Annotated in this window: 20 protein-coding genes, 1 other RNA gene and 1 pseudogene; 9 read left to right on the plus strand and 13 right to left on the minus strand. The window is 39.3% G+C overall.

The window, feature by feature from the left end; all coding sequences use genetic code 11:
- From ACRAD_RS10240 to ACRAD_RS10255, 4 genes are all read right to left on the minus strand, one after another.
- Positions 1-873: an alpha/beta hydrolase gene (locus tag ACRAD_RS10240; RefSeq protein WP_005019162.1), complete on the minus strand. Its 873-nt coding sequence runs from the start codon at positions 871-873 to the stop codon at positions 1-3.
- Between the two features lie 5 nt (positions 874-878).
- Positions 879-1,574 (minus strand): BON domain-containing protein, encoded by a 696-nt coding sequence (locus ACRAD_RS10245; RefSeq protein WP_005027202.1) that lies wholly within the window; start codon positions 1,572-1,574, stop codon positions 879-881.
- 81 nt (positions 1,575-1,655) lie between these two features.
- Complete coding sequence (locus ACRAD_RS10250; RefSeq protein ID WP_005027205.1) at positions 1,656-2,060, minus strand: YraN family protein; 405 nt, start codon at positions 2,058-2,060, stop codon at positions 1,656-1,658.
- Positions 2,061-2,080: 20 nt separating this feature from the next.
- Positions 2,081-3,031 carry a penicillin-binding protein activator gene (locus ACRAD_RS10255; RefSeq protein ID WP_005027209.1) on the minus strand — a complete coding sequence of 317 codons (951 nt, stop codon included), beginning with the start codon at positions 3,029-3,031 and terminating at the stop codon, positions 2,081-2,083.
- Positions 3,032-3,043: 12 nt separating this feature from the next.
- On the opposite strand from ACRAD_RS10255, the gene rsmI reads away from it, so the two are divergent.
- The gene (gene rsmI / locus ACRAD_RS10260; protein WP_005027211.1) at positions 3,044-3,886 is read left to right on the plus strand and encodes a 16S rRNA (cytidine(1402)-2'-O)-methyltransferase; all 843 of its coding nucleotides are present in this window, start codon (positions 3,044-3,046) and stop codon (positions 3,884-3,886) included.
- A gap of 74 nt (positions 3,887-3,960) precedes the next feature.
- Here rsmI and ACRAD_RS10265 read toward each other — a convergent pair whose 3' ends face one another.
- The 5 genes from ACRAD_RS10265 to ACRAD_RS10285 form a co-directional block, all read right to left on the minus strand.
- Complete coding sequence (locus tag ACRAD_RS10265; protein WP_005027214.1) at positions 3,961-4,221, minus strand: hypothetical protein; 261 nt, start codon at positions 4,219-4,221, stop codon at positions 3,961-3,963.
- Positions 4,222-4,368: 147 nt separating this feature from the next.
- The gene (locus ACRAD_RS10270; RefSeq protein ID WP_005027216.1) at positions 4,369-5,610 is read right to left on the minus strand and encodes an FAD-dependent monooxygenase; all 1,242 of its coding nucleotides are present in this window, start codon (positions 5,608-5,610) and stop codon (positions 4,369-4,371) included.
- Positions 5,607-6,815 carry a 2-octaprenyl-6-methoxyphenyl hydroxylase gene (gene ubiH, locus ACRAD_RS10275; protein WP_005027217.1) on the minus strand — a complete coding sequence of 403 codons (1,209 nt, stop codon included), beginning with the start codon at positions 6,813-6,815 and terminating at the stop codon, positions 5,607-5,609. Before ubiH ends, ACRAD_RS10270 begins: the two co-directional genes overlap by 4 nt.
- 24 nt (positions 6,816-6,839) lie before the next feature.
- Entirely contained in the window at positions 6,840-8,165 is a 1,326-nt protein-coding gene (gene pepP, locus ACRAD_RS10280) for a Xaa-Pro aminopeptidase (protein WP_026055443.1), read from the minus strand.
- A 71-nt stretch (positions 8,166-8,236) separates the two neighbouring features.
- A complete protein-coding gene (locus ACRAD_RS10285; RefSeq protein WP_005027221.1) occupies positions 8,237-8,866 on the minus strand; it encodes a UPF0149 family protein in 630 nt (209 codons plus the stop codon).
- A 64-nt stretch (positions 8,867-8,930) separates the two neighbouring features.
- Between ACRAD_RS10285 and ACRAD_RS10290 the strand changes: the two genes are divergently transcribed.
- The 3 genes from ACRAD_RS10290 to ssrS all read left to right on the plus strand — a co-directional run bounded on the left by ACRAD_RS10290 (position 8,931) and on the right by ssrS (position 10,057).
- Positions 8,931-9,491 (plus strand): hypothetical protein, encoded by a 561-nt coding sequence (locus ACRAD_RS10290; protein ID WP_005027224.1) that lies wholly within the window; start codon positions 8,931-8,933, stop codon positions 9,489-9,491.
- Positions 9,488-9,772, plus strand: coding sequence for a cell division protein ZapA (locus ACRAD_RS10295; protein WP_005019143.1), 285 nt, complete (start codon positions 9,488-9,490; stop codon positions 9,770-9,772). The genes ACRAD_RS10290 and ACRAD_RS10295 overlap by 4 nt, the downstream gene beginning before the upstream one ends.
- Before the next feature lie 101 nt (positions 9,773-9,873).
- Positions 9,874-10,057: non-coding RNA, 6S RNA (ssrS, locus tag ACRAD_RS10300), on the plus strand.
- Positions 10,058-10,099: 42 nt separating this feature from the next.
- Here ssrS and ACRAD_RS10305 read toward each other — a convergent pair.
- On the minus strand, positions 10,100-10,570 hold the full coding sequence (locus tag ACRAD_RS10305; protein ID WP_005027227.1) for an Lrp/AsnC family transcriptional regulator: 471 nt from the start codon (positions 10,568-10,570) through the stop codon (positions 10,100-10,102).
- A gap of 138 nt (positions 10,571-10,708) precedes the next feature.
- On the opposite strand from ACRAD_RS10305, the gene ACRAD_RS10310 reads away from it, so the two are divergent.
- Complete coding sequence (locus ACRAD_RS10310; RefSeq protein ID WP_005027228.1) at positions 10,709-11,341, plus strand: LysE family translocator; 633 nt, start codon at positions 10,709-10,711, stop codon at positions 11,339-11,341.
- A gap of 193 nt (positions 11,342-11,534) precedes the next feature.
- On the opposite strand, the gene ACRAD_RS16500 is transcribed toward ACRAD_RS10310, so the two are convergent.
- Together ACRAD_RS16500 and ACRAD_RS10315 are read right to left on the minus strand one after the other, a co-directional pair.
- A complete protein-coding gene (locus tag ACRAD_RS16500; protein WP_016801167.1) occupies positions 11,535-11,645 on the minus strand; it encodes a hypothetical protein in 111 nt (36 codons plus the stop codon).
- A gap of 185 nt (positions 11,646-11,830) precedes the next feature.
- Positions 11,831-12,592, minus strand: coding sequence for a sulfite exporter TauE/SafE family protein (locus ACRAD_RS10315; RefSeq protein ID WP_005027230.1), 762 nt, complete (start codon positions 12,590-12,592; stop codon positions 11,831-11,833).
- Positions 12,593-12,845: 253 nt separating this feature from the next.
- Between ACRAD_RS10315 and ACRAD_RS10320 the strand changes: the two genes are divergently transcribed.
- The 3 genes from ACRAD_RS10320 (at position 12,846) to ACRAD_RS10330 (ending at position 15,775) form a co-directional block, all read left to right on the plus strand.
- A complete protein-coding gene (locus ACRAD_RS10320; protein WP_005027232.1) occupies positions 12,846-13,205 on the plus strand; it encodes a hypothetical protein in 360 nt (119 codons plus the stop codon).
- Between the two features lie 221 nt (positions 13,206-13,426).
- Positions 13,427-14,632, plus strand: a complete 1,206-nt coding sequence (locus ACRAD_RS10325) for an alkane 1-monooxygenase (RefSeq protein ID WP_005027235.1) — start codon at positions 13,427-13,429, stop codon at positions 14,630-14,632.
- A gap of 114 nt (positions 14,633-14,746) precedes the next feature.
- Positions 14,747-15,775: a helix-turn-helix transcriptional regulator gene (locus ACRAD_RS10330; RefSeq protein WP_005027238.1), complete on the plus strand. Its 1,029-nt coding sequence runs from the start codon at positions 14,747-14,749 to the stop codon at positions 15,773-15,775.
- 77 nt (positions 15,776-15,852) lie between these two features.
- Here the strand turns inward: ACRAD_RS10330 and ACRAD_RS10335 are convergent.
- Positions 15,853-17,193: pseudogene (locus ACRAD_RS10335) on the minus strand (amidohydrolase).
- An 841-nt stretch (positions 17,194-18,034) separates the two neighbouring features.
- Between ACRAD_RS10335 and ACRAD_RS10345 the strand changes: the two are divergent.
- Positions 18,035-18,616 carry a 5-formyltetrahydrofolate cyclo-ligase gene (locus ACRAD_RS10345; RefSeq protein WP_005027251.1) on the plus strand — a complete coding sequence of 194 codons (582 nt, stop codon included), beginning with the start codon at positions 18,035-18,037 and terminating at the stop codon, positions 18,614-18,616.
- Positions 18,617-18,737 lie beyond the last annotated feature (121 nt).

The following is an 18,737-nucleotide window of genomic DNA, read 5'->3' on the forward strand; positions in this document are numbered from 1 at the left end:
TTAACTGGCCTTGAGTGCTTCATCAAGAAATTTAAGTATGCTTTGCTTGGTTTGAAAGTGCCAACTGAACAGACTCGATAAGCTCCCTAAAACTGTAATATGTCCAGTTTTAGGGATCATCACGATCTGGCTATAATTGCCACACTGCCGTAATTGCTGGTCCAAGTCATCACTATTACTTTTTTTAACGATCTGATCATTCTCAGCTACAACCAGACAGTGCCGGATCGGGTTATGGTCAACAAAGTAATAAGGCATGACCTCATGATAAGGAATGGTTTGATCAAACGCATCCTGAGCAATTGGATCACCCTTATAATCAAAATGATAAGGGCCGGCGATTCCAATTACTGCCTTGATTTTTGAACGGCATTCCAAGGTATAGGGTGTAGGATGATAGATTGCCGACATTACATTAAATGCGCCTGCAGAGTGTCCCATCAGAATCAGCTGTTCAGTTGAAATATGCAAGTCCTGCTGATGCTGGTCCAGATAGTTTAATGCTAGGGTCAGATCATCAATATAGCTCGGAAAAATATGCTGGGGGGCCAGATGATAGTTTAAAACTACTACATCATAGCCTTCGCGTGTAAATGCTTCGCCGATAAACACATAATCCTTTTTATCTCCATGCTGCCAAGCTCCTCCATGTACAAAGACAATTAGCGGACGTTGAGGCAGTGGATGTTTAGTACGATAAATATCAAGAAGCTGTCTAGCTTTTGTGCCATATGCTATATCTTGGTTCAATTCAAAAGACTGTCTAGGCGTCAGATGATTGAGCATATAACTAGCCGCGTCATACAGGCGAAACTCCTGATAACGAAGCTTCGCCTGTGTAGTTAAACGCTGTAAATTTTGAAGAATCTGCATAAGATTTACTGAATAGAGACCGGTTCAGGCTGATCAGGATCAATGGCAACAGGAGTTTCGACTTCCGGTGCTGCATAATTGTTTGCTACAGGACTTGCGAGAGAAGAACTGGCAACTGGACCTGAACCCTGCTCGACATTATCAATCAGGGTAACGATTTTGGTAATATTGCCTACCTGCTGTAAAACCTGATTAAGATCATTTATTTCAGCATTATTCAGACGACCCATTACATAAAGTACGCCATCTTCTGTATGCACCAGTACTTTGCTGTCAGAGACCATTTTGGCCTTCATAATCAGTCCGCGCGTATTTGCGGTAACGGCTGCGTCCTGCATGATAGTGTTATAACCGACTTTATCACCCACTGTAATATAGTTATGCACGGTTTTGACATCAGACATGGCACGCACATTGTCCTCTGCTAGCTGTTTCAGATAAACATCAGGTACTTGTCCTGTAAGCAGGACATTGCCATGAAAGCTTTCGACATTAATACGTGACTGTTTAAAGCGGGGATCAAGTTTATAAAGATTAATATTGGCAGTACGTTCAATTGAAGAATCAATAAAAACTTGTCCCAATGAACGCACACCACTATCAGTACCAACAGGAGTAGCACCAGTACCATTTGAAATAAAGCTTGCGCATCCAGATAAGCTTGCCACACATAGCAAAGCCAAAGTGAAACGATTAAACACTCAGCAAGACTCCCTAATTTTTAGATCTGATCTTTATTGACAGGTTCATTTTCCCAGACTGTATGACAGAGTAAAGAACTCTCAATCTAAAGTAAATGCATTTTCAATCCACTCAAGATCATACGGTAGCTTATAAAAGTCTTGCTGTACCTTTTTTGCAATTTGTGTAGAGAAGTTAAAGCAAATCACGTCAAAACGGCAGTAATAATTTTCATAAACAGGATGTTGGCTTATAAAAGACATTGCCGTCTGAATAATCTTTTTTTGTTTACTTCTGGAAATGACTTCTTGGGCACGTCCATAACCTGTCATACTACGGGCTTTGACTTCAACAAATATTAGTTCCTGGTTCCGGCATACAATCAGATCTATTTCTCCGTACCGGGAATGATAATTCTGATTCAAAAATACAAAGCCCTGCTGCTCTAGAAATATCTTGGCCTGCTGCTCAGCCCACTGCCCTAACTGTTTAGTAAAAGTAACCATTTTTATAATAATCAAAGATTTTATAATGCTATTCGCTGCAACTTACCCTGCACCTGCTGATAACATTGTGGAGTGCGCTTTATCTGCCGGGTCTCTACATGGATCTGTCCTGTTCGTCCTTCAAAACTGAAGTCACCTATGGGAATATTTTTGGGCTGCTGTAAGTAATGCTCTGCCAAAGTCCATGCATCTCCACCAAAAGCCAGTAGACGCTGATAAGCCATGTTAACCGGCTGCTGCTGATAAGCTATGATCATTTCTGGCCATTTTGCTTCATAAAGTGCCGGAGCATCACAGAATTTCAAGCCCTCCGGAATTTTCGCTCCCTCTTCAATCGCAATCGCATGGGCATAAATACCTGTTTTTGGTAATTTAACCATGCTATTGAGCCAGTCAGTCTTACCCAGCAGTAAAAGTGCCTGCTGTTTCGGCAGTTTTTTAGGCAAAACTTCAATGATCTGAACCGGATAATCCAGTTGTGACATCAGTGCAATTAAAAAGATTTCACTATCTGCTTCTATGCCCGGTTCTCTTAAAACTGACACCTGACGGATATTGTCACGAAGCATAAGCGCGGCCATAGTAGCTGCATCTGCATTTTTAGACAGGCTAAACTGTAATACCTTGTTATGATGCTGCCCAATTTCATTTAAAGCCAGTACCTGTACTTTTGGATTAAGCCTGACGGCCTCTTCTACTTTTTCACGGCTCAATGGCCCTACAACTAGCCGAGTCTTGGGTTTTATATGTTTGGCGAACAGGCTTTTCATGTTTTGTCCGTATGAGTTTACAAATTTAAGCTGTTCTTGACTGCCAGATGCTTCATAAGCACTCATAAACCCCTGCTTCACACTGGAGGCAGCTCGCGCGAGCGGGCCGGTTTCAGGTAGAATAACCAGAACTTCTGCCTGTACTGTCTGCATGAAGCTAAACAAACTGATCAACAGCAAAACTTTTTTATTATTAATCATGGAACCACCCTTATGAGTGCTCAATTATTTGTAGTGGCAACGCCGATTGGGCACCTGGATGATATGACCTATCGAGCAATTGATGTTCTTAAATCCGTAGCTCTGATCGCAGCAGAAGATACACGACAGTCTGCCCAATTATTAAAACATTATAATATAACCACGCCCCTTACTGCATGTCATGATCATAATGAAAATAATAAAATTGATTATTTAATTGAAAAATTACAATCAGGTGAAAATATGGCGCTGATCAGTGATGCAGGTACTCCCCTGATCAGTGACCCTGGCTTTAAACTGGTACGTGCTGCTCAAGAAAAAGGTATTCGAGTGATACCGGTGCCTGGCGCCTGTGCTGCAATTGCAGCCTTAAGTGCAGTTGGCCTGCCTAGTGACCGTTTCAGTTTTGAAGGTTTCTTGCCCTCCAAGTCTTCACAGCGTCTGGTGCAGCTGGAAAAACTGAAAGATGAAACGCAAACTTTAATTTTTTATGAAGCACCTCACCGTATTTTGGACAGCATCCAGGATATGGCAAAGGTATTTGGATCAGAGCGTCCGGTCGGTTTTGCACGGGAAATTACCAAAACTTTTGAAACCATCAAAAAAATGACCCTAGGTGAACTGGTCACTTTTATTGAAGCAGACCATCATCAGCAAAAGGGTGAAATTGTCGTTGTGATAGGAGGCTCTATCCAGCAAAAAGATATTGATCAAGAGAAACTCGACCAGCTTCTGAGCCGCCTGCTTCAGGATTTATCAGTTAAAGCTGCTTCTCAACTTGCTGCGGACTTGACTGGTATTAAAAAGAAAGTGGCTTACCAGCGCGCCTTGGAATTGCAGTCTCAAACCGGATAGGTTATTGAAATTAATGTCCTAACTAAAAAAGCATCACGAATGATGCTTTTTTAGATTAACTCTGTTCAATGCGATTAGCTGCGTACACCTTCATCAGGCGGGACTTCAATAATTTTCCCACCACTTGCCAAAAAGCGTGCTATTTCATCTTCCAAAGCTTGACGTTTCTTCTGCTTTGCAGTGACGGTCAGAGTTTCAGCTTCCGCCAGATCTGTGTCGTTAAGAACCGCTTCTTCGTCAACTGCACCTTTCTCAGCTGCTTTTGCTTCATCTTCATCGACTGCTACATCTTCTACATCATCATAATCATTCATATCTGTTTTCTCACTCCCCATAAATGCCTATATTCCATGGTGAACCGTGGTAATTTAGATTGGAATTTAGCAATCTCTAACGAATTCGCAAAGAGCTAAAAGCAGAAAAAACGTATCTTTTTTAATCAAATTCGTAATCAATTATAAAAGAAATGCACGAAAGTGTTTTTATTCGCCAGTTTTACAATAACGTGTATCTTTTAAGTGAATCAGGCCACTGGCTTGCGACATAAAAAGATCTTTAAGTAATGGCTGCTGATTAACCTGCTTTTTCCCCAGATTTCGTGCCCAGATCACTGGAAACAGCTCTCGGGTTTCAAGCCAGCCCAATACTGACATACCATGCATCATAGCTGCATTCTGTCCTTTACGGCGATGCTCATAACGTAGCAATGTCTGCTCATGTGCCCATACTCCCCGTTTAGCATCATGTAATAATGCATCACAAAGTATGGCAGCATCCAGACAACCAATATTTACTCCCTGACCGGCCAACGGATGGATTACGTGAGCAGCATCTCCTATCAATGCCAGTCCTTTTTTTACATAGCGCTGAGCGGAGCGCGCTTTTAAAGGAAAGCTGGCCCTTGAACGCACTACTTGAACTTCTCCCAGCATATGCTGACTTTCTTTAGTTAAAAGCCGGGCAAATTCTTCATCACTTAGAGCCGAATATTCATCGGCATAATCTTCTGGCAAAGTCCATACAATTGATTGCCAGTAGCCATATACTTCGGGCTGTATACTGGCCATAGGCAGATAAGCCAGCGGGCCAGTGGGCAAAAAGATCTGGCGTGCTACGTGCTGATGTGGCTGGGCGGTTTTAATGGCACAGCTAACCGCTGATTGTTTGTAGTCCAGCACGTCCAGATCGATCATAGCCTGTTCACGTACAAATGACTGGGCACCGTCTGCCCCGATCAGTAACCGGGTATATATTGCTGAACCATCAGCAAGCTGTAGATGCCAGCAATTTATACCCTGTTCAATGTGAGTGACTTTAATTTGGGTACGATAATCCTGTACATTTTCCAGCAATTTTTTCTGAATCGCAAGATTGAGTATACTTGGCTCGACCATTGAGCCAAGCCACTGATCTTCTGGCGGAAAGGACTGTGATTCATGACCAAAAGCTATTTCGCCATAGCCATTTTTATTCCAGACCTGCATACCGGTATAGGGCATATGTCTGGCGATTTCTTTCCACACGCCTACTGTTTTTAAAAGATGAACGGTCGCTTGGCTCAGTGCCAATACCCTGGGATTTACTACAGGCAATATCTGCGCTTCTGCCAAGACCGGTGCCGCATCCAGTACAGTAGGCTGAACTCCACCTTGCGCCAATAATAATGCTGTTAGACCACCAACCAGACCACCACCGACAATAACCACATCTAGAATTTCACTCATGCTTTTAGCCCCATTGCATAATTGGCTACTAGAGGTTTTATTCCCGGGACTATATCAAAAGCAATCAGACCGGTATTGCGTAGCAGTTTCAGAACCGGATTCTGATTACTAAAACCTCGTACTACCGAATCACAAAACTTGATGACCCGTTGCTGGTCGGTCAGGCGGGCCTGTTCATAAGCTTTTAGAACTTCTGGCTCACCCAGATCATCAGATACTGTCAGATGACTGCCGAGAAAACGCAACAAGACATCCGCATCACGCAGGCACAGATTAAAGCCTTGACCGGCCACAGGATGGAGTGTATGTGCAGCATTGCCCATCAAAACTACCCGGCCAACTGCCTGTTTATGGGCCAGAACCTGTGACAATGGATAACTGAAGCGTTTTCCGGTCTTTTCAAATTTCCCTGCCCGGTCACCATAAGTCTGTTGTAAGGCATTTAAAAAATGCTGATCATTTTCTTCACCCAGCCACTCATGTTCAGTCCCCTTTTTGACTGGCCAGACCACAGAACGTCGATACTCACCCGGAAGTGGCAAGAGCGCCAACGGTCCTAAAGGACTAAAACGCTCAAAACCAACCTGACGGTGCGGTTTGGATGTCTGTACCGCGGTGACAATTGCCACCTGGTCATAATCATGCACATCTACACCAACACCCAAGGCCTGTCGGCAAAAAGAATCGCGGCCATCAGCAGCAATCACCAGTTTTGAAGTAAGTTGCAGTTCTTGACCTTCTCGTTCTGCCTCAATGTAGACCTGTTCTGTATCTTGAGTTAATGCCTTAACCTGTACTCCATCAATTAATTCTATCCAAGGTTGCTGGCGCACTTGAGTTAGAAGTACTCGTCCAAGCCAGGCATTCTCAATCACCTGTCCAAAGCTCTCAACATTTTCCTGCTCAGCTTTCAGACGAGCCTTACCAAAACTTCCCTGTTCTGTAATATGAACTTCCAGAATAGGTGTAGCATGCTGTTGAAGAGCCTCCCACAGCCCTAACTTCTGGTAAATCTGTACACTCCGGCGTGAAAGTGCCGTATTACGTGCATCAAAACTTGAGTGATAGGGAACACTTTCTGTATCGGTGTAGTCAGGGTAGCGAATAGCTTCGAGCAACTTGACTCCGATTTTGGCTTTAGCCAACATTAAAGCAAGACTTAAGCCGACCATCCCCCCACCAACAATAATCACTTGTTGCTGCATAACAGTTTCCTTATTTCTGGCAGATCAATGCTGGGCCTGAGCCATTAAATGTTCAATGTCTGTAACTGTTTTTACGACTTCAGCTGTTAAAATCAGTGGACCATGTTCTGTAGCCACTACATCGTCCTCAATGCGGATTCCAATACCCCGCCATTTTTTGTCTACGGCTTCATCGTCTGGAGCAATATACAATCCGGGCTCAACAGTAACCACCATACCAGCTTCATAACTGCGCCACTCCCCATCTTTCTTATAAGACCCGACATCATGCACATCCATCCCCAACCAGTGGCCGGTACCATGCATATAGAACTGGCGGTAAGCTTCAGTTTCGATCAGTTCATCTACATTACCTTTTAAAAGTCCAAGTGCTGCCAGACCTTCTGTAAGGATACGAACTGCACGCTCATGCGGTTCACGGTAAGAATTCCCGATGCGTACTGCGTCAATAGCAGCCAGCTGAGCTTTTAATACAATTTCATACAAGACTTTCTGTTCAGGGCTAAATTTACCATTTACCGGAAATGTACGGGTAATATCAGAGGCATAATGCTCATATTCACAAGCCGCATCGATCAATACCAGATCACCATCTTTAAGTGGCTGGTTATTTTCCACATAATGTAAAATACAGCCATTACCTCCACCACCGACAATGCTGTTATAGGAAGGTACGCAACCATGCTGGCCAAATACATAATTTAGCTCTGCTTCCAGAGCATACTCCATCATTCCCGGCCGTACCTGATGCATGGCACGAGTATGGGCCTGTGCACTAATTACAGATGCGGCTTGCATGATCTCAATTTCTTTGGCAGATTTGATCAGGCGCATTTCATCTAAAATACGGTCCAGCTGTAAAAGCTGTGATGGAGAACCATCGCCACGACGCTGCTGGGTATCAGCCTGCTTAATCCATTGACTGACTCGGGCATCAAATTCGGCATTGTGTCCAATACGATAGTACAGACGTGCTTTATTCAGCAACTTTTCAATAATCTCTTCATCAAGCAGATCAATCGCATAAGCTTCATCAGCTTCATAATCTTCAATTGCGCCATCAATACCAGCACGGTATCCATTCCAGATTTCCATTTCCCGGTTACGTTCACGGCAAAACAGGCTGTAGGTGTAGTCATCTGCTGTCTCAAAGGTTTCAATGACTGCCACTGCTTCTGGTTCTGCAAACCCGGTGAGATAGTAAAAGCTGCTGTCGGCACGGAATTTATAGTCAGCATCCCGGTTACGGTAGGCAACCGGACTGGTGGCAATAATGGCAATACTGTTTGGCCCCATATGTACAGCCAGACAGTCGCGACGCTGTTGAAAGTCTTCTTGAGTTAGTTTTATCATGCTGGTAATCTTTAATTGTAAAGTATGGGATATAACACGGCTGGTATTAACCAAAAACCAAGTCCGAGTTAACTCGGACGGTGCGGCGTAAACATTTCAACTACATTTTGGCTATCAGATAAGGCGGTCTTTTTAGCCTGAGCCTGAACATGTTGCAATAATGAGCTTTCTGACACTGTAATTTTTTTACGTCCAATCGAAAGGCTAACCGGTATCAGACGTACAAACTCATATAACTCCTGATAGCTTTCCTCACCTTCTTCATCATCATCTGACTCTTCAAATTCAACTGCGGCTACATCCTGTAAGTGCTCAATCAGTTCTTTTTCGTCAGATCGAATATGTCCTGATGCAAGACCAAACCCCAGCACTACACCTGCACACCAGTCTGCCAGTGCCTGTACCCGATCAGCCAGCATATGCTCATCATCAGGTAGTAAAGGTAAATAGTCGAGTTCATCTTCTGACAGCGCATGAAATACATCTTCTGCTTCCTCTGCCAGCATGGCCAGTGCTTCATCATTTAAAGCAGGTACATGAAGAGTTGCGAGAATATTCATCCACTCATCTCGAGTAGGCGCCTCTGTAACACAAACTATACCTGTGAGTAAGCCATGTAACTCACTTGGGCTCGAAATTTCTTCAATTCCATTAAATTGTTGCTGCCAGTCTGTCCAACCTGAAATATCGTCTTGCATTCGCTTTTCCAATCTTTATACTGCTTATATATTACCTTTGATTGCAATTCTGTGCGACCTCGTTATGTTAGAAGAATTACAGCGTCTACAGGCGCATATTGGTGTTTTAAAAACACGACTTCATCATCTTGAGAGTGAAAATAGTTCGCTCGTTCAAGCCAAAGAAGAGAGTGATCTGCATCATCACGCTCAAGTTGTGCAAAAAAATGGCATCATTACCCAAAAACAAGAAGAAATTGACCAGTTGACAGAGAAACTGGGCAGTGTAGAAAGTCAGTTCAAACAGCTCAATACAGATGCCACTGCTCTGGCAGATCGGTATAGCCGTCTAGAAAAAAGCTGTACTGACCTTAAAAATCGTTTTCAGGAAATTTTAAGCGAACGGAATGAACTCCGTGCGACTAAAGAGCAGTTACAGGCCCAGCAACGTCAGTCCCAGCAGGAAATACATGATCTTCAGCAGGAGCGTGAGCGGCTGCTTCAGAAAAACGAACTGGCTAAACACAAGGTAGAAGCCATTATTCAGCGTCTGGCCATTTTAGGAACCAGTCAGGATCAGCATGCGCAGGAAATCCAGCAGCTTGCCCACCCAAACACGGATATGAGTGAGGAGTCTTCGACATGAGTGAACCGGTAATGGTTGAACTGCGTCTGATTGAACAGACTTTCCGGCTGGCAACTACTGCGGACAAAAAGGAAGAACTGGAGCGTGCCGGGCAATTGTTAAATGAAAAATTTCATGAAATACGCCGTAATGCGCCACGGACTGAACATAACAAACTGGTTATTATGGTAGCGCTTTCCCTAATGCAGGAAGTACTCACTTTAAATAAATCACTTCAGGAATATGCACACTGTGAACGTTTGCTGAGTACTATTATGCAAGATGTCGAGAAAATTGTCTGACATATACATGATTACGTATAAATACTCGTCAATTGAAAATTAACTTTACACTCCTAAAAGTTTATTCAATTGCCATCAGCTTCAGATCAGTTATACTTAACTTGTCTCTGAGATGTTCGCCAGCGAGTCTATTCCCCTGAGCCGATATCATCACTTTAGGATTGCGTTCTGCATATTTAGAGTGTATGCCTGCCCTGAGCAGGAAACCCAGCAAGTATGCGTCGCGTCCACCTTGAACTTTAGGGTTCAAGGGTAACGACATGCAGCGGCATCACCGGAGACACCAGTTTTCACTAAAATAATTTAAATTTTAATAATTTATAAAAACTATCTTTGACTTCTGACTGGAAAAGACAGAAAAGGTTTTATTTCTTTTAATACAAACATACTTTGCATTTCTTTTATGCCCGGTAAACGCCTGATCACTGACATTGAAAATTCAGCGTAAGTATCCAGATCGGGAGAAACGACCTGTAATAAAAAATCTGCATCCCCACCAATACTATAACAAGCTACTACATGCTCTAAAGCAATTACTTCTTCTTCAAATTTCCTTGCCTCTTTTTCACTATGGCTATCAATAGAAACCCTTATAAAAACCATCACACCCAGACCTATTTTCTTTCGGTCAATAAGCACGCCATAACCTTTAATAACTTGTGCTTCTTCTAGCTGCTTCACTTTTCTCCAGCACGGCGATGTTGACATACCAATATATTCCGATAGTTCAGAATTGGTAATTCGTGAATCTGCCTGTAAACGCTCCAGAATTCTGGCATCTGTCTTATCGATTTGCATATGGGTATAATATTTCCAATAAATATAATAAAAATTAAATTTATACCTTAATTTTTAATTTTAATAGAATAAATAGATCATTTTTTTCTGTGATTTTATAGAAAAATAAAACCAGTTTTTTATTTGATTCTTTATAGTATGGATATTCTAACCCAGATTTTCACCTACAGTTTAACGCTAGCATTGGCAGCTTTTCTGCCTGGACCAGGCATGACGGGGTTAATGTTTAAGACACTTAGCCAAGGCTATTGGAGTGGCATATTGATGCTTCTAGGTCTAATTACAGGAGATATTATTTTTTTATCTATTTCTATTTTTTTTATTTCTTATCTTACTCAATTGAGTTCCAATTTTTCAGCCTATATTGTCATTATCTCATGCTTTTACTTATTATTTATCGCCTATAAATTCTGGATGTTCAATGAAAATCTTGTTCAAGAACAGGCTGTCCTGGATGTAAATAAAACTTTCTCAACCTATAGAGACGGTTTACTGATTACTCTTAGTAATCCTAAAACCATTTCATTTTATCTTGCCTTGGTCCCTGCTATTTTTGGGTTAAACTCGCTTCAACAGTATAGTTTATTACTCATTATTATCACGGTTATTACTCTCTCCATTATTGGCAGTCTCTATATATTTTTCTCATGGAAGATAAAGAAAATTCTTAAAAATATCAAAATACAAAGAATACTGTTGAAAAGCCTTTCTTTAATGATGAGCTTCTTAGCTGTAGTCATGCTTTATAAAGAGGTTATCCTGCTAAATTAACGAATTGATTTATAAATAACTTCTAGATCTTCAGGTTAGCTTTCTATAGACATTGTTTTAAGTCGCTATACAAAGCTAACAAAGCGCCTAGGTATATTTGTTGGCCAGATATAGGTACATGAGGAACAGATTCCAGCTAGCCGACTGATTTAAGCAGTGATTAATCATAGCGCTATCGCCTGATCCATTTCTGCTATAAAAGGTCTTCCCATATGAAATACCCTAAACTAAAGCCGATCAGTGCATAAAGCGTAATAATAAAAAATACAAAGCTTGCCTTATTTTTCTTTTTAAAAAAATTCATACTGATACCCCAGCCTTTAACCCGATTTGCACCATCTTAACGCATTTTTACAGATTAGCGCGACCATAAAAAGTCTTGTTCAGTATTTAAATTCTTTGGTCACTTTAGATGAAGCTTAATTTTTTATCTTTAACAGTAGCCACAGACTCAAACTAATCCGTTTTAATTTCAGATTATTTTTTAGGCTATTTAAAAAGCTCAAGGCCCATTCGCCCAATCAAAAATATAAGAAGAACAAGAAAAAAAATACGGATAAAACCACTACCATATCGCAATGCCAAGATAGTCCCGACCAGGGAGCCTAAGACATTGCAGACGCCTACAAAGGCACCAATTTTCCATAATACATGGCCTGCAGGAATAAAAAACAATAATGAGGCAGTAAATGTTCCCAGATTTACAAGCTTTGCAGATGCTGAAGCATTAAGGAAATCGAATGAAAAAATTCTAACAAACAGGAAAATTAAAAAACTACCACTGCCTGGACCAAAAATTCCATCATAAAAGCCAATCAATCCACCAAAAAGTATGCCCATACCAATTTCTTTTTTACCATACTGTAGCTCAGTATGAGTTTTTCCTAGATCTTTTTTAATAAAAGTATATATTGCAATCAGAATCAACAGACAAAAAACAATATATCTCATTAATTCTTTAGGAATAAGGGAAACAGACATTGCCCCTAGAAAAGCAAAGGTAAAAGCTGAAATCATAGTTGGAAATATCAGCTTCCAAACTATTTTCACTCTTTTTATATAAGTAAAAATAGATGAGAAAGTGCCCGCCAGGACAGCAATCTTGTTAGTTCCAAATACGGTAGCCAAGCTATATTGGGGTAAAGCATGTATTAGTGCCGGTAACTGAACGAGGCCACCGCCGCCCACTGCCGCATCAATTAATCCTCCACAAAAGGCAAACAAACCTAAAAGAATAAGAGTAATATCCAATGCAGCCCTCCTCAAATATTAGTTTTTAATTTTTTATGATCAGCCTTTGGCTTTAGTTATTTATAAATATCTTTCTACTTCCCTATATCAATATCGCCTTAGAAGTAAAATTTAATTAAAGTAGGGCATTAAAATATAATAAAAAATCTAAATTCTTATAATCAATATATCTGATTATATTTTTACTTGGTTTATCTCAGAAATCAAAGTATATTAAATATTGCTTTCAAACCACAGAAATCTTCATAATCATATGAATTTAAAAGAAATATTTTATACTATTTTCTCTCTATGGTTCGGGCTTTTTATTGCCTATATTTTCTGGAAAATAATTTTAAAAGATTTATTCTATAAAATAGTTCTCTATAGAAGAGGAGTAGTTACAATTGCTGAGCTCAGTTATGTACTAGATTCTGCTATTTATGTACAGTATCGCCCTCTATTTTATATGAGATTCAAATTTAAAATATCATCCGGTGTAGTAGAAAGTCCAAATATCAAAGTCATTATAAATAAAAAGGATATCCCATTTTATCATGTCGGAAATAAAGTTAAGATTAAATATGATCCTAAAAATTTAAGTAATATTAAAATAGTAGACAATATTCTATAGTTTTACTAAAACAATACTTCTATTTTTCTTAAGAAATATCTTAATTATTTTAATCACCAGATATTACCTCACAAAAACTATTATTTTTATAAAGGTAAGTCAGTAGCCACTCTTTTAGTGTCTTAAAATGAATGATAAATGTCCGCTAATGAATTTTGCTTACAACCTTTTAAAGTCATACTTGAGTTTATCAATAAATAAAATAACTCATGGAATAGATGATGAATACAATTACTCAAGTAGACAAGATCACAGAGCCCGTTAAATTCACAGATAAAAAACGTAAACTCTGGCTGTTAGGTCTGGTTGTACCCAATATTGCCAATGCTACCTTTTTGGGTTATCAGTTTGGCCCTAAAATTACTAAGAAATTATTTACTTATATGGGTCCTCTGGCATTACATATTATCATTCCAGCCATTGATAAGTATATGGGAGAAGACCCGGAAAATCCGCCTGAAGAAGCTGTAACTGATCTGGAGAATGATCCGTATTATGCACGGGTTGTTAAATTATTTATTCCTTTACAGATAATTGCCAATCTGTATGGTAATTATCTTGTCAGTCAAAAAGCAGTTTCACTGGAAGAGCGTATTCTTTTTGGCCATATTCTTGGTCTAGTCAATGGTGTAGCAATTAATACTGCACATGAGCTGAGCCATAAGTCAGGCAAGCTGGAACATTACCTTTCGCATCTTTGTCTTGCCCCTACAGGGTATAACCATTTCCGTATTGAACATCCTTATGGGCATCACCGTCGTGTAGCTACCCCTGAAGATCCGGCTTCTTCGCAGTTAGGTGAAAGTTTCTGGCAGTTCTGGCCAAGAACTGTAACTGGAAGCTTTAAGTCAGCCATAGAAATTGAAACACGACGCTTGGCCCGCAAAGGGAAAACATTTTGGTCTCTAGAGAACGAGCTGTTTCATGGATGGACAATAACTGCTGCCTATCACATGCTTATGCTAAAGCTGTTTGGAGCAGGAATTATTCCAACCCAGCTTACGCAGTCATTTTGTGGTATCACGTTGTTTGAAGTCGTTAATTACATGGAACATTATGGCTTAAAACGTGAGGATTTAGGTAGTGGCCGGTATGCCCGTACCCGGCCAGAACACAGCTGGAACAATAACAGCAGGTTCAGTAACGTACTGCTCTATCAGCTACAGCGCCATTCGGATCATCATGCCTATCCGACCCGCAGCTTTCAGTCCCTGCGCCATTACGATAATGTTCCACAGTTACCCGCGGGTTATGCCAGTATGGTTCTCCCCGCTCTAATTCCAAAATGGTGGTTTAAATTAATGGATGAACGTGTGATTAAACACTATGATGGTCATATAGATAAGATTAATTTTTATCCTAAAGCCCGAGAAAAGATTTTAGGTAAGTATGTGCATTTGTTTAAAACCAGAACTGAACGATCTTAAACTGATTAAATAATATAGAAAACAAAGCTACTGCCAGTTCTCTTTATAGTTTTAGAAAATAATAGAGAGAATTGCTTAAGTTTTTATCGGTATGGAGACCAGAGCTGTTTTAAAATGATTAATAAGAATGTTCCACTTATACCTGTACGTTACTATTTGAAACTGGTCGAACTGCTCATAGCCAGAAATATTCCTATACAGGTATTTCTGGACGAACTGCATATCGATATAGAACAGTATCTGGCTCAACCGGACTTGAAAGTATCTATTTCTCAAGTAGAAAAAATAATTCAGTACTGTTTAAGGTTCCCGGTAAATACTGATCTGGCCTTTGAACTTGGCCGCTCGTTACACTTAAGTTCACATAGCTTGGTAGGTTATGCAATTTTAACCTCCAAGACAGTTGAACATGCTCTTAAGCTGGTGACCAGATACTTCAGTCTGATTATGCCAAGTTTTAAAGCATCAATTTATTTCAATAAAAATCAGCAGGCCGAATGGCTGATTGAGCCTGAACTGGACATGGATCAATCTGTGTTGAATTTTCACATTGAAGCGATTGCTATCGCCCTGCATAATAATCTTAATGACTTGATCGATTCACCTTTCTTATCCTTTTCTATTTTTTTATCTCTGCCTGAACCGCCTCATCTTAAACAAATTAACCAGTTAAAGCAGGTCAGGTTTCATTTTAATGCCCTTAACCGCCCTAGTTTAAAAATTACTCTTGGTCAGGAGCTATTAGCTTATAAACTGCCATTAGCAGATGAAATGACCTTAAAAGCGGTAGAGTTTAAATGTCAGGAGCAAATGAGGGAGATTACCCAAAGTCAGGACTTCCCTGAATGGATCAAAATGATTCTCTTAAATACTTATCAAATGCCAACTCTTACCGAATGTGCAGAATTACTGCATGTTTCAACCAAAACCTTACAACGACAGTTACATAAAAAAAATGCTGATTTCAATGGAATAAAAAAACAAGTCATTATATTAAAAGCACAAGAGAGACTGAGTCATTCATCTGCCAGCATTACCCAGATTGCCTATGAACTCGGCTATTCATCTTCTTCTAATTTTTCCCGTGCCTTTAAGGCTTTAGTGGGTCTTACGCCAGAAGCTTATCGACAGCAATTTCAATAAAGAATCTCTATCATCCAAAAAAGTAGCCAAAAATAGGGATCAGTATCTCTATTTTCTGATTTCTATATGAATTTCTATCATTTTTTCGCTCTCCAGGCAGCCTGAACCTGACCGGCAATTTTTGGATAATCCATCACAAAACGTATATGTGAAACTATTCCTGTTTTTAAGGTTTTATCATCTACCATAAAGTAGGGACTATGGTTAGGGGCTGCCTTGTGCATGTCCTGATCGGTTGGGGTAGCCCTTAGAAATACAAATAAAGCTGGCATGATCTGTCCATAATACGCGAAGTCCTCACTGGCACTTTCATTTTATTCCAGCACATGAACTTTATTCTCCCCTACAACTGACTTTAAACTGGAAGCCATAAGGTGAGTTAAAGTTTTATCATTAAGTGTCACAGGAGCATAAGCAGAAATTTCTATCTTGGTCTGAACATCATTGGCTTTTGCAGTACGATCAATCATTTCAGGCAAGCTCTTTAAATATTCTGGCGAATGTCTTCACGATTGGAGCGGATAGTTCCGGTCATTGATACCTGTTCCGATGTAATATTGCCACTGGTTCCTCCCTGAATCTGACCTATACTTATAACGCCCATGCCCTTGCTAAGATCAGTACCACGCGATACCAGTGTTTGCATGTTCTGAATAATGTCTGCTGCAGCAACAATCGAGTCTCTTCCTTTCCATGGCATGGAACCATGAACCTGTTGGCCGTTTAAAGTAATCCGGACACCATCAGCACTATTTAAGACAGCTCCATCTTTATAATATAAGTGGCCACTTGGCATACCTGCCATAACATGCAATCCAAAAATCACTTCTGGCTTTGAATTACTCAATGCACCATCTGCGATCATTTTTCTTGAACCCACCTGTTCGTCCTGACTAAAATTATCAATATCTGCTCTCCCTTCTTCGGTAGGCTGGAAAACAAATACAACTGTACCTGCAACTTTTTCCCTATGTTCAGCCAAAACTTGCGCAGCACCCAATAACATAGCAGTATGAGCATCATGGCCACATGCGTGGGCAACTGGCGTTATTTTACCCTGATATAACCCTGTGGCCTGACTGGCAAAAGAAACCGGAGCTTTTTTGCATAGGTAAAACGTCCATGTCGGCACGTAGTGCAATGAACGGTCCGGGTCTTCCTCCTTTCAGTACACCTATAATACCTGTTTTTGCGAAGCCTTTTTTAACCTCAACACCATAGGTATTAAGTTCTTTTTGTACCAGTTCAGAGGTTTTAAATTTTAAATTTCCCAACTCGGGATTTGCATGAATATAGTGTCTTAACTGGATAGTATGAGGTTCAACTTTCATAGCGGCTTGGTTAATCCAGTCTACATAGGCTAAATGTTGTATACTTAATATAAGATTTATAATTATAAAACTCTTTTTTAAATACATGAAATATTCCTATTTTAATCGTTAAAATTATTCATTTTTCAATGTTTAAGATTAAAGTAAATTAATAAAAAATATCTTACAGTTTTTTATAATGAATTATATTTTATTCTTAACTACTCTTAATACCTTTTATATATAAAAATATAATCATAAGGTTCCAAGATGCATAAGATTAACCAAAAAAAATACAAGGTATTTTTTAAAAAAAATTATTATAAATACAATTAAACTATTAATTAAAAATTTTTATAGGAAGATAAAATAGTATTTCTCACATGTATATTGCAGTATAAATCAATATATTCCAGATTAATAATAATTATTATTTTATATATTTCTCAAGACTTTATAAAAATAATACACATATTTATAATCCTTCAGAGCCATAATTATTAGCTAGTTTTACTTTTCTAATTTTTAGTTTAATATTATAATGAATATTATAACCTTTTCGATATATAATCATTTTATTTTCAACTCCAAGTTTTATAATATTTAGAATATAACATTATATTATTTATATAAGATTTACTCCAAAATAGATATACATATGACTGATAAAAATATAATGATTCAACTTTAATAATAAAATCAGACAATATATTGTTACAGTCTATCACTTTTTAATCATTGCCGTAGTGGCAGAATTTTTTAGTTGCTCTGTTATAGCTGCGAGCTGATACTAAAATAAGATTGTGATAGTATAAAGTCTGGTTAAGGGTACAGAGCCAAATTATCTTATTGGGACAATATAACATGTTAATAATAAGATAGCTGTCTGATCAGTTTATAGATCATCAGTCTTTAAATCGATTTAACTTGGAAAGTAATTGAAATTATTATGTCCACTTCTCTTCACTCTTTACGGCGATCTCTGCGTTCTCAACGCCGCCAAGTCAGTATTTTTGAGCATCGGCAATCTGAACAAAGAGTGCTGACACATCTTATAAAAATGCCAAGGTTTCAACATGCTAATAAAATCGGTATTTACCTGAATGCTTTTGGTGAAATCCATACACGTAAAATTATTGAGTACTGTTTTAAAAAAGGTAAGAAAGTTTACTTACCTATGATCTGCAACATGAATCAAAAACTAGTTTGGGTTTCTATAAGTCGTGATCAGTATCGTAATCAGTGCTTTGCCTATCATCCATTAGGCATGAAGGAGCCCATGGCAGGCCGTGGCTGTAATGTTACTGTATTAGATTTAATTTTAATGCCGTTGCTTGCTTGTGACTCTAGCGGGACACGCATTGGTATGGGCGGAGGCTATTATGATCGTACCTTGGCTCAGGCCGCACAGTATCCGTACCGGTTAGGAGTAGCACATGATTTCCAGTTTATTCCCTCAAGATTAAAGCGAGAAAAATGGGATCAACCTTTAAATGCATTAGTTACACCTACGAAAATACATTATTTTTAATCTTAACTATACGTTTAACTTGTTTAAAACTATGAACTTTTCATATCTCACCTAAAAATAAAACAATTTATCTGCATGGGCCCTTGTATTTTTTAAATTACCCATCACTATAAAAGTCATG

The sequence above is a fragment of the Acinetobacter radioresistens DSM 6976 = NBRC 102413 = CIP 103788 genome, from assembly GCF_006757745.1.
GTDB classification, from domain to species: Bacteria; Pseudomonadota; Gammaproteobacteria; order Pseudomonadales; family Moraxellaceae; genus Acinetobacter; species Acinetobacter radioresistens.